Source organism: Paenibacillus sp. GCM10027628 (genome assembly GCF_042676385.1).
In the GTDB taxonomy this organism is placed as follows: domain Bacteria; phylum Bacillota; class Bacilli; order Paenibacillales; family NBRC-103111; genus Paenibacillus_E.
The window spans coordinates 38,497-49,472 of record NZ_JBHTHA010000016.1; the positions used below are offsets into that span (position 1 = coordinate 38,497).

The following is a 10,976-nucleotide window of genomic DNA, read 5'->3' on the forward strand; positions in this document are numbered from 1 at the left end:
GCCATGAAGGGCTTAGTAAAAGGCTTAGGCGTAACGCTTAAAAGCATGACTCAGAAAAAGGTGACCTACGCGTACCCTGACGTCCCGCTCAAGATGCCGGATCGCTTCCGAGGCATTCAACATTTTGATCCGGAGAAATGCATTGTCTGCAATCAATGTGCGCGAATCTGCCCGACGGAATGCATTACATTGACCGGTAAGGCGAACCCGGACCCCGAGAAGAAGGGGAAAGTTATCGATACGTATGATATTAATTTTGAAATCTGTATTTTGTGCGATCTGTGCACGGAGGTTTGTCCGACCGAGGCGATCGTGATGACGAATAACTTTGAACTGAGCACTTACAGCCGGGATGATTTATTCAAAAACCTGCAATGGCTGAATGAAAACAATCAAAACATTCGCCAGGAGAACAACTCGGCCATGCCGAAAGGGGGCGCCAAAAAAGATGTTTAGCGGAATCGGTGATTTCCTTTCAAGCGGAACGAGCTGGGCCTTCTTCATCTTCGCCTTACTGGCGATCGGTGGCGCCATCTTCATGATCTCTTTTACCAAGGTCATTCATATGGTCGTTTCCGTAGCCCTGACGTTCATCAGTTTGGCTGGCCTCTACATCATTCTGGAAGCCGAGTTTGTCGCCTTTGTACAGGTGCTAATTTACGCGGGCGCGATCTCGATCCTGATGATCTTCGGTATCATGATGACGAAGCACAGACAAGGCGAAGAGGCGGAGCCAAGACGTCCTTGGCACGAGGGGCTCGCCATCGTAGGAGCGCTGGGGTTGTTCGGGATTTTATTCTATGCGATTCAAAAAACGAATTTCGTCGCTTCAGGAGCATTTGATGCCGGTAAAGACAACACTTTGGAAATCGGGAAACTGCTCTATAACGAGCATGTTATTCCTTTTGAAATCATGTCTGTGCTGCTGACGGTTGCCTTCATCGGTGCGGTCGTCATCGCCAAGAGAGAGGAGGATTAGACGGTGGGTACTATCGTAACGCCTTATCTCACACTGGCGGCGATCCTGTTCTGCATTGGCCTGTACGGCGCCATTACGAAGAAGAACGGGGTTATCGTTCTGCTGTCGATCGAGCTGATGCTCAACGCGGTGAACCTGAATCTGATAGCTTTCTCCAAGCTCGGCGACCATCCGGCGCTCACGGGTCAGATTTTCTCCCTGTTTAACATTACGATTGCGGCTGCTGAAGCGGCTGTAGGGATCGCCATTCTGATCACGATTTATCGAAATAAAGGAACATCCGACGTCACTGAAATGGATTCTATGAAGCGCTAGGAGGCTGAAAAGGACATGGTATCGGACTATTCACAATACGCATGGCTCATTCCGTTGTTTCCGCTGCTCGCTTTTCTAGCGCTTACGGCTATGGGACGTCAACTAAAGGATTTGGGCATTTACATTAGCATCGTGGCGATGCTTGCGTCATTTATCGTAGCTTTGCTGATTTTCTTGGAAAGACTGGGCGGTCACGTTGAGGACTACACCTGGGATAAGATACATTGGCTGCAGGTTGGCGATTTCACGCTGGCTATGGGCTTTGAGGTTAACAATCTCAATGCCTTAATGCTCGTGATCGTGACGCTGGTCAGCCTTCTTGTTAACATCTATTCCAAAGGATACATGAAGGGCGACGAGCGCATCCATGTATTTTTCAGCTATATCGCGCTATTCTCTTTCTCGATGCTTGGTCTTGTCATCTCCGCCAACATGCTTGAGCTTTATATTTTCTGGGAGTTAGTGGGTGTCTGCTCCTTCCTGTTGGTAGGGTTCTGGTATTTCAAGCCGGAGGCGAAAGCGGCAGCGAAAAAAGCGTTCATCGTTACCCGCATCGGGGACGTTGGCCTGTTTATCGGTATTCTGCTGCTTTTCTGGTATATGCCGGGTCACGCGCTGGACTTCAGTTCCATTCATAATGCCTTTTCTTCCGGTAAAATCGATCCTACAATCGTAACCTGGATCGCGATTCTGATCTTTATAGGCGCCATCGGCAAATCCGGTCAATTCCCGCTGCACACGTGGCTCCCGGATGCGATGGAAGGACCGACGCCGATCAGTGCGCTCATCCATGCGGCGACGATGGTTGCTGCAGGGGTGTATTTGGTCGCACGCACGTTTGATATTTTCCACGCCTCACCGGACGCACTGCTCGTAGTTGCTTACGTGGGCGGTTTCACGGCGATCTTCGCTGCGACGATTGGTGTCGCCCAAAACGATATCAAACGCATTCTCGCTTATTCAACCGTCAGTCAGCTCGGTTATATGATGATGGCGCTGGGGATTGGTGTTTCTTACGCTTCCGGCATGTTCCATTTGTTCACTCATGCGTTCTTCAAGGCGCTGCTGTTCTTAGGGGCAGGTAGCGTCATTCATGCCGTACATACGCAAGACATTAACGAAATGGGCGGATTATCCCGCAAAATGAAGATTACGACGTGGACGTTCGCTATCGGAACTCTCGCGCTGGCCGGTATTTTCCCATTCGCCGGATTCTGGTCGAAGGATCTGATTTTGAGCGAAGCTTATGACCATAACCAGCTTCTATTCTGGGTTGGAATCATCGCTGCGTTCTTCACCGCTTTCTATATGTCGCGCCTATTCTTCCTGGTGTTCATGGGCACTCCAAGGGAAAAACAAACAGCGGTCAGCGATCATGATCATCATTCGCATGCTGCTCATGAACCGCACGAATCTCCGGCCTCGATGACGACATCGCTCATCATTCTGGCTGTGCTGGCAGTCCTGGCAGGCTTTGTGAACACACCGTTTAATGAATGGCTCAGCCACTGGCTGACAGGTCAAAATCATGAAGAGTCCGCCAACTGGACTGTCATTATATTATCTACGCTCGCAGGTCTATTGGGCATTGGACTAGGGTATCTGATGTATTTGAAACGCACGATTCCGCGCGATGTCGTCTCCGGTAAATTGCCGTGGCTGTATACGCTGCTGAACCGCAAATATTTCATCGATGAGTTTTATAACGGGGTTGTTGTAAAACCGCTTCGGGGGCTGGGTTACGTGCTGGAATTGATTGATGTGTACATCATCGACGGCCTGGTACGACTCGTTGCTTTCACCGTTGTCGGATTAGGACGACTAGGTGCCCGCCTCCAAAATGGGCAGCTGCAAACTTACGGCGTCATTACCATTCTGGGGATGCTCATTCTGGCACTCGCCATAGCGGGAAGGAGGTTTATCCATGCTGGATAGCATACCGATTCTAAGCCTTATCGCGTTCTCACCTTTGCTAGGGGTGCTGGTCCTGCTCTTCATCCGTGGTGACAAAGGCAGTTTGATCAAAACGATCGCCATCGCTACGACGCTGATTCCGCTCATTTTGGCAGCATGGTTGTACACAGATTACAACTATCAGGGTGATCCGATGCAATATAAGGAACAGCTTAGCTGGATTAAGGTTCCGCTTAATCATGAAGGGATCCAGCAGTTGACCTCCTACTTCTTCGAATTCAAATATTCGATGGCGGTGGACGGGTTGTCCTTGCCGTTAGTGTTCTTGACGGCCTTCGTTTCCACAATGGCTGCACTGGCTTCCGTTTACATTAAAAAGCGCTGGAAAACGTTCTACATCCTGTTCCTTCTGCTCGAAACCGGGATGTTCGGCGTGTTCATGGCCCAGGATCTGTTCTTGTTCTTCCTGTTCTTCGAAATTACCCTTGTCCCGATGTTCTTCCTGATCGGAATTTGGGGGTACATGAATCGGGAGCAGGCTGCAAATCGTTTCCTTCTTTACAATGGACTTGGTTCCGCCATTATGCTGATCGCCTTCCTAATTCTGGTGAGCACGGCAGGCTTCAGCCAAGTGCAGTCGCAGACGGAAGCGATCGTGTATTACAGCGGTGACATTCATACCATTGCACATAATTTGCTGCAAGACGCCAATGCTTATGTCAATCAAGAGAAAACGCCGTTCTTCCTTAGCTCAGCGATGAAATGGACAGTCTTCATCATGCTGCTGGTTGCCTTCGGCATCAAGCTGCCGATCTTTCCGTTCCATACGTGGATGCTGAAGGTACATACCGAGGCTCCGCCTTCTGTCGTTATGATTCACTCGGGGATTTTGCTGAAAATGGGGGCCTACGGCCTCATTCGCTTCGGCATCCTGTTCTTCCCGGCGGAAGCCAAGCAATGGGCATGGATGCTGGCGCTGCTTGGCGTCATCAACATCGTGTACGGCGCGATTCTCGCGATCGTACAGAAGGACTTCAAGCTCGTGCTCGCCTACTCGAGTATTAGCCACATGGGCATCGTCCTGCTCGGCATTGCCGCGTTCAACGTCAGTGGCTTGCAGGGCGCTGTGTTCCAACTGGTTTCGCACGGCTTGATCTCCGCGCTGATGTTCCTGCTCGTCGGCAGTATATTCGAGCGAACCGAATCGACTGAGCTGAACCGCTTGGGCGGCCTTGCAGCCAAGGTTCCTTTTATCAGCGGCATCCTGCTGATTGCAGGTATGGCCTCGCTCGGACTGCCGGGCTTATCCGGCTTCATTAGTGAATTTCTGGCGTTCCTCGGCCTGTTTGAAACCCATCGGGTTTATACGATTGTCGGAACGCTTGGTATTATTTTGGCGGCGGTATACGTGCTTCGCGGGGTGCTGAACATCACGTTTGGTCCGCTGGAGCCGAGCTTGCAAACGCATGGGATGCGAGACGCGAGGCTGATAGAAGCGATTCCGATGATTGCTTTGGTAGCCTTTATTCTCTTGCTCGGCATATTCCCGAGCGTACTCAGCCAGCCGCTGCAGCAAACGATAGGCAGCTTTGATCAATTGATCCAAAGCGTTGCCGGGAAGATAGGAGGTTAGTCCGGTGGAACAGCTTCGACTCCATGTCGCCGATTTATCGCATCTGCTCCCTGAGCTCTCCCTGATTGCCACCGCAATCATCCTATCGCTCTTAGATTTGATCATGCCGGGGAGAACAAACCGCGCCATCATCGGGTGGCTATCCTTGGTCGGTATTATCATTTCCGCGGTGTTCGTTGTGCTTCAACTGAATCCCGCTGAGGCGATCGGACTGCTTAACAACAGCTATCGCGTAGACGATTACTCGAATCTACTTAAGCTCTTTATCCTTATCGGCACGGGCTTCGTCGTTCTGATGAGCCTCGGTTTCGTCAAAGAAGACGACATTCCGCATGTAGGGGAATATTATTACTTTTTGCTGCCGGCCGCGCTTGGCGGGATGATTATGTCCTCATCCGGTGATCTCATTACCTTGTACGTCGGACTGGAGCTGTTAAGCATCACGTCATACTTGCTCGTGGCGATGAAGAAGAAAAATCATCAATCGAACGAGGGTGCATTCAAATATCTCGTGATGGGCGGCATTTCATCCGCGATTATTTTATACGGCATGTCGTTCCTGTACGGCATGGTCGGATCCACCAATTTGGCGCAAATTGGTTCTGCTTTGCCATCGCTCATGCCTTCCTACGAGGCGCTGCTGTATGTGGCCTTCTTCTTGCTGCTGGCAGGCTTCGGCTTCAAAATCGCAGCCGCGCCGTTCCACAGCTGGGCGCCGGATGTGTATCAAGGCGCGCCGACGCCGGTAACCGCGTTCCTGGCTGTCGTGTCCAAAGCGGCAGGCTTCGCGATCCTGTTCCGAGTATTTTATCTGCTATTTGGTTTCAGCAGCTTTGAGAACAGCTCGATCCAGTCGGATGCGTTCTTAGCCATCTCCGTGATGGCGGCTATTGCGATGGTGACAGGTAATTTCATCGCCTTGAAACAAACGAATATGAAGCGGCTGCTCGCGTATTCGGGGATTGCCAATGCCGGCTATCTGCTTGTCCCGGTGGGCACTTACTTTTCTGGGACGCATTATAGCAATTTCTCCGAATTTATTTTCTATCTGATCGCCTACTTGTTCATGAATATCGGGGCGTTCGCCGTTCTGATGGTCATTGAGCAAGCCGAAGGAAATACCGAGCTCAAAGGCTTTGGGGGTTTATATTACCGAGCCCCTTTAACCGCAGTAGCGATGGTGCTGATTGTACTTTCCTTGGCCGGTATTCCGGTGTCAGGCGGATTTTTCGGAAAACTGTACATCATCTTCGGTACGATGCAGACGCATCAATATTGGTTGGGTGCGCTCATGATCGCGACCAGCGTCGTCTCTTTGTACTATTACTTCGGCGTCGTTCGCCAAATGTTCATGCGCAGCGACTACGAGCCTACGGAAATTAGAGTATCGGTTCCGCTCGGTATTACCGTTTGGCTCTGTGCCTTGATCGGCTTAGCGCTGGGTTTCATTCCGCAATATGTGTTGAAAGGTATCGAATCCATATTCAGCTTGACGAAAGATTTTCTGATTATGTAAAGCGCCTTCTGAAAAAGCCTTTTCCCGCGTACGACGTGGGGAGAGGTTTTTTTGCGTAGAATCTGAACTTTTTGCGACGATCATCCGTTATATATATCAAGAAGGCAGGGATTGTGGTATAGATAGAGAATGTCTTAAACACCATTTTAAATAAGAAAGCCTGTGATTTCATGAAACTGACTCGACACCTATTGCTCATTGCTCTAATGACGCTGGTTGTGGAACTTGCAGGGATGGTAACCAAAGCAGAAGCGGCATATCCGCAATCGACGGACCCGATGAGGGTGAAGCAAGTCTATTTGGATATGATTCATATGAACGAAGCATGGGCTGCGGCAGGCGATGCAAGAGCACCAATTGTTGTTGCTGTGGTAGATACCGGCGTGGATCTGACGCATCCGGATTTGGCGGGCAACTTTGTTGAAGGAACGAATCTCCTTCAGCCTGGAACGAAGCCAAGTGATGACAACGGACATGGAACGAACGTAGCTGGCGTCATTGCGGCAACGATGAATAATGATAAAGGGATCGCGGGCATTGCGCCTAATGCGAAAATCATGCCGATCAAAGCTTTGGAGAGCGACGGCACAGGCGGCGAAGCGAAACTTGGCGAAGGCATTCGGTACGCAGTGGATCATGGAGCGAAGATCGTTGTCCTTTCGCTGGGGCTGAATAAGTACTCTGATTACTTGGCGGATATTGTGCAGTATGCCGAGGATCATGATGTGCTGCTGGTTGCGGCAGTCGGCAACGAAGGAACGAGCGTCAAATATCCTGCCGCGTATCCGACAGTTCTTTCGGTCGGAGGGGTCACCCCGGATAAGAATGCCGACTCCCGGTCGAACTTTGGCCCCGAGCTGGACCTTATGGCTCCGTGGAATGTGTATACGACTTCACTCGGTGGCGGTTACCAATATCAGGACGGCAGCTCCATGGCCGCACCTCAAGTTGCAGCTGCAGCCGCGCTTGTATGGGGGAAATACCCGGGGATGCGTGCTTACCAGGTTCGCGAATTGCTGGAACAAACCGCAGAGGATTTGGGTTCAGGGGGTTGGGATGCGAAAACGGGATACGGCATGTTGAGGGTTGATCAGGCGCTTACGCAGCCATACAGAGAGGACTGGTTCGGACTTAACAACCGGAAGGACCAGGCAGCGAAGCTGTCCGTACAGGCTTACATTCACTCCGCGCTTAGCTCTGCGCAAGATCAAGACTGGTATGCCATGGATGCGCCTTATGACGGGACGATCGAACTGACGCTGCGCAGCGAAGACAGCTCGGGCATTCGTATACGCGTCGATTCCGGCGAGACCTTTGTCGTGAAAAATGAGAATAATCCGATCTCTTTCCAAGTGCACAAAGGCCGCACTTATATCCAGCTGCAGACGGTGGATCGCACGCGAAAATCTGCGCTTAGCTACTCTCTGCGTTCTAATTTTCTCATCTATGCGGATCCGTTTGAAGACAATGATAAGCAGTATAAAGCTTTCGCGCTTCCGGCGCGGAGCCAGACCATTCGAGGCACTTTTCATAAGAAAGGCGACGTGGACTGGTTCGTGCTGCCTATTGAAAAATCGGGCACCATGCGATTGCGATTGTCCGTGGATACAGCCCGGATAGACCCTATGATCTTCTTCCAAAAGGAAGGGGAGAAGGGGATTACGATCGATCAATCCGGTGACGGCGTAACTGAAATAAGCTCGTTGATGGAGCTTTTGCCCGGCCAGTATTATATTCGCGTCAGCAATATCAAGGATTACTCTGAACCGATCACGGGCGAGTATACGCTTGAGATTGAGTACAATCCGAAGCTGATCGATCCGAATGAGCCCAACGATAAGCCGTATCAAGCGACTTTTGCCGCTAATTTTTCCGAATATGAAGGCCTATTTGACAAAAATGACGATGTGGATTGGTTTCAATTCCGGATGGATAAAGACGGGCTTGCTCAAGTAAGCCTGACGAATATCCCTTCGGCGCGAATATTATTCGCGACCCTATACGATAGTTCTTTGAAAGAACAGGGATTCTTCAAAAGCGATTACGGCGCAAACTCTCTTTATGTGGAGAAGGCTCTGGATCAAGGCACCTATTATATTAAGCTGCAAGCCGACAAATGGTTTTTAAGTCAGATGTATCAATTGAAGGTGGGCAGTTATCCGTTAGTTAGCGGATTTATCGATATCGACGGCCATTGGGCTGTAGATGCGATTAGCAAACTTACCCAGCAAGAGGTTATTAGCGGTTACGGCAACTACCGTTTCGCGCCGGATCGGCCTATTACCCGAGCGGAAGCGGCTACGGTATTGACGAGAGCTTTGAAGCTCTCGAAGCAAAGGCAGCTGCGGTTCAGCGATATGACCACTTCGCACTGGGCGTATGACAACGTGGCCAAGGCGGTTCAGGCCGATCTCGTAGATGGCTATCCGGATGGTACCTTTGGCCCGGATCGCACGCTGACGCGGATGGAAATGACACAGATGCTGGCCCGCAGTATGAATATGACCGGGAAGCGGCGCGGCAATTCGCCGTTTAACGATGTGGATGATTCATATTGGGGCATCGGCATTCTCAAGCAAATGTGGGCGGACGGCTGGGTCAGCGGTTATCCGGACGGTACGTTTCACCCTGACGCGGAAGCCACACGGGCTGAGTTCGTATCGATGCTGGCCAAAGTGATCAATCGATAAAGCCGAAGGGAGTTTCGTATGGCGGATACCGGTAAATGGAGCGAAGCGGCCAAATACGCTTCGCTGATGAATGTGGTCGATATTGCAGTCTATATCCTGTGCATTGGACTCGCTTGGTGGGCGTTGCAATCGTTCCGTTTTGATGTGCTACTCAAAAGGCCTAAAGGCGCACAGGCGATCATGCTGCAAATTTTACTTTCTATCGCTTTAGGTCACCTGGTTGCCAGCTTTTTTATCCAATATCTAGGTCTTTCCATGGGCTTCAGCAAAATGTTCTGATGGATGTTTAGCTCTCATTTTAGTAACTTTTTCGAATAATGCGCAGTTTTCTTGTCAACAATGGATAATAGAACGGATCGAAAAATGAAACGTTATCCGAACTCTATGGGTGGCAATCGGGAATGCCAAAAGAACACAGTTGTCCAATATAGGGTGAAATGATAAACTTAGGAAATGTGTTATGTGTAAGACCGACAGGAAACTAGCGTAAATTCAAAATAAGTTCGCGGAGGGACCATGATGAGCAAAATTATCGTCCGCGGTGGCCGAAAGTTAGCTGGAAATGTGAAAATCAACGGAGCGAAGAATGCGGTATTGCCGATTATTGCAGCTTCCATTCTGGGGTCGGAAGGCGAAAGCGTCATCCACGATGCGCCTCCCCTTGACGATGTACTAGTCATCAATAAAGTACTGCAGAGTTTAGGAATCGAAGTGGAATATAATCGACAGGTGATACGGGTTCGCGCACAGCAAATCGCCACCTGCGAAGCTTCTTATGATCTTGTCCGCAAAATGAGAGCATCCTTCCTCGTGATGGGCCCGCTCTTAGCGAGATTAGGGCAAGCGAGAATTTCTCTTCCCGGCGGCTGTGCCATTGGCACAAGGCCGATCGATCAGCATCTCAAAGGCTTCGAAGCTATGGGTGCCGATATCGAGCTGGGGCAGGGATACATTGAAGCCAAGATTAAAGGACGTCTGAAAGGCGCCAAAATTTATTTGGACGTTGCGAGCGTAGGGGCAACCGAGAACATTATGATGGCGGCCACTTTAGCCGAAGGCACAACGATCATTGAAAATGCAGCCAAAGAACCGGAAATTGTCGATTTGGCCAATTACTTGAATGCAATGGGCGCAGTTATTCGCGGCGCAGGAACAGGCGTTATTCGGATTGAAGGCGTAGAGAAGCTTCGGGGGGTCGTACATACGGTTATTCCGGATCGGATTGAAGCGGGTACATATATGATTGCTGCTGCTATTACGGGAAGCGATCTGTACATGGAAGGCGCAATCGGAGATCATCTCAGACCTGTTATTTCGAAAATGCAAGAAATGGGTGTCATCATCGAGGAGGATGAGAACGGCATACGCGTATGCGCATCTGGACCGCTTCGAGCGGTGGACGTGAAGACGCTGCCTTATCCGGGCTTCCCGACCGACATGCAATCGCAAATGATGGCGCTGCTAATGGTGGCGGACGGCACGAGCCTCGTAACCGAGACCGTGTTCGAGAATCGCTTCATGCATGTCGAGGAATTCGCGAATATGAATGCGCAAATCAAAGTCGATGGCCGCACGGCTATCGTCAGTGGTAATGCAAAGCTTCAAGGCGCTAAAGTATGCGCAACCGACTTGCGCGCAGGTGCGGCGCTCATCCTGGCTGCATTAGCGGCCGATGGCGAGACCGAGATAACCGGTGTACATCACATCGATCGCGGATATGTTGACATCACCGATGTCCTGCGTGATCTGGGCGCGGATATTCATCGAGTCGTGCCGCAGGAAGTAGCGGAAGAAGCGGTTGACATGGGCTTTTTCAACATCCAGCCTACACTTGCATAAGTTCATAAGAAATCGAAGCCGGTCCCTAGGAGGCCACTGAAAAAGTCCCTGTGTTGTAAGAAAGGTACAGTCACCCAAGAAATTGGAGGA

9 protein-coding genes are annotated in these 10,976 nt (G+C 50.5%); all 9 read left to right on the forward strand.

Annotation, left to right across the window (positions count from 1 at the left end):
- Positions 1-3: 3 nt before the first annotated feature.
- The 9 genes from nuoI (at position 4) to murA (ending at position 10,886) form a co-directional block, all read left to right on the forward strand.
- On the forward strand, positions 4-456 hold the full coding sequence (gene nuoI, locus ACFQZT_RS15525; protein WP_379301372.1) for an NADH-quinone oxidoreductase subunit NuoI: 453 nt from the start codon (positions 4-6) through the stop codon (positions 454-456).
- Positions 449-979 carry an NADH-quinone oxidoreductase subunit J gene (locus ACFQZT_RS15530; protein ID WP_379301374.1) on the forward strand — a complete coding sequence of 177 codons (531 nt, stop codon included), beginning with the start codon at positions 449-451 and terminating at the stop codon, positions 977-979. The genes nuoI and ACFQZT_RS15530 overlap by 8 nt, the downstream gene beginning before the upstream one ends.
- Positions 980-982: 3 nt before the next feature.
- Positions 983-1,294 carry an NADH-quinone oxidoreductase subunit NuoK gene (gene nuoK / locus ACFQZT_RS15535; protein WP_379301376.1) on the forward strand — a complete coding sequence of 104 codons (312 nt, stop codon included), beginning with the start codon at positions 983-985 and terminating at the stop codon, positions 1,292-1,294.
- A 15-nt stretch (positions 1,295-1,309) separates the two neighbouring features.
- Positions 1,310-3,229 (forward strand): NADH-quinone oxidoreductase subunit L, encoded by a 1,920-nt coding sequence (nuoL, locus tag ACFQZT_RS15540; protein ID WP_379301378.1) that lies wholly within the window; start codon positions 1,310-1,312, stop codon positions 3,227-3,229.
- Positions 3,219-4,841, forward strand: a complete 1,623-nt coding sequence (locus ACFQZT_RS15545) for a complex I subunit 4 family protein (protein WP_379301380.1) — start codon at positions 3,219-3,221, stop codon at positions 4,839-4,841. The genes nuoL and ACFQZT_RS15545 overlap by 11 nt, the downstream gene beginning before the upstream one ends.
- A 4-nt stretch (positions 4,842-4,845) precedes the next feature.
- Positions 4,846-6,357, forward strand: coding sequence for an NADH-quinone oxidoreductase subunit N (locus tag ACFQZT_RS15550; RefSeq protein WP_379301382.1), 1,512 nt, complete (start codon positions 4,846-4,848; stop codon positions 6,355-6,357).
- A gap of 170 nt (positions 6,358-6,527) precedes the next feature.
- Entirely contained in the window at positions 6,528-9,047 is a 2,520-nt protein-coding gene (locus ACFQZT_RS15555; protein WP_379301384.1) for a S8 family peptidase, read from the forward strand.
- Between the two features lie 18 nt (positions 9,048-9,065).
- Positions 9,066-9,326 (forward strand): DUF1146 family protein, encoded by a 261-nt coding sequence (locus ACFQZT_RS15560; protein WP_379301386.1) that lies wholly within the window; start codon positions 9,066-9,068, stop codon positions 9,324-9,326.
- A gap of 240 nt (positions 9,327-9,566) precedes the next feature.
- Positions 9,567-10,886, forward strand: a complete 1,320-nt coding sequence (gene murA / locus ACFQZT_RS15565; RefSeq protein ID WP_379301391.1) for a UDP-N-acetylglucosamine 1-carboxyvinyltransferase — start codon at positions 9,567-9,569, stop codon at positions 10,884-10,886.
- Positions 10,887-10,976: the final 90 nt, after the last annotated feature.

What these genes read in the sequence shown, in the direction of transcription:
- ACFQZT_RS15545 (WP_379301380.1), top strand. Translation starts at nt 3,219, where the DNA reads ATGCTGGATAGCATACCGATTCTAAGCCTTATCGCGTTCTCACCTTTG.
- ACFQZT_RS15560 (WP_379301386.1), top strand. Translation starts at nt 9,066, where the DNA reads ATGGCGGATACCGGTAAATGGAGCGAAGCGGCCAAATACGCTTCGCTG.
- ACFQZT_RS15555 (WP_379301384.1), top strand. Translation starts at nt 6,528, where the DNA reads ATGAAACTGACTCGACACCTATTGCTCATTGCTCTAATGACGCTGGTT.
- nuoL (WP_379301378.1), top strand. Translation starts at nt 1,310, where the DNA reads ATGGTATCGGACTATTCACAATACGCATGGCTCATTCCGTTGTTTCCG.
- nuoI (WP_379301372.1), top strand. Translation starts at nt 4, where the DNA reads ATGAAGGGCTTAGTAAAAGGCTTAGGCGTAACGCTTAAAAGCATGACT.
- murA (WP_379301391.1), top strand. Translation starts at nt 9,567, where the DNA reads ATGAGCAAAATTATCGTCCGCGGTGGCCGAAAGTTAGCTGGAAATGTG.
- ACFQZT_RS15530 (WP_379301374.1), top strand. Translation starts at nt 449, where the DNA reads ATGTTTAGCGGAATCGGTGATTTCCTTTCAAGCGGAACGAGCTGGGCC.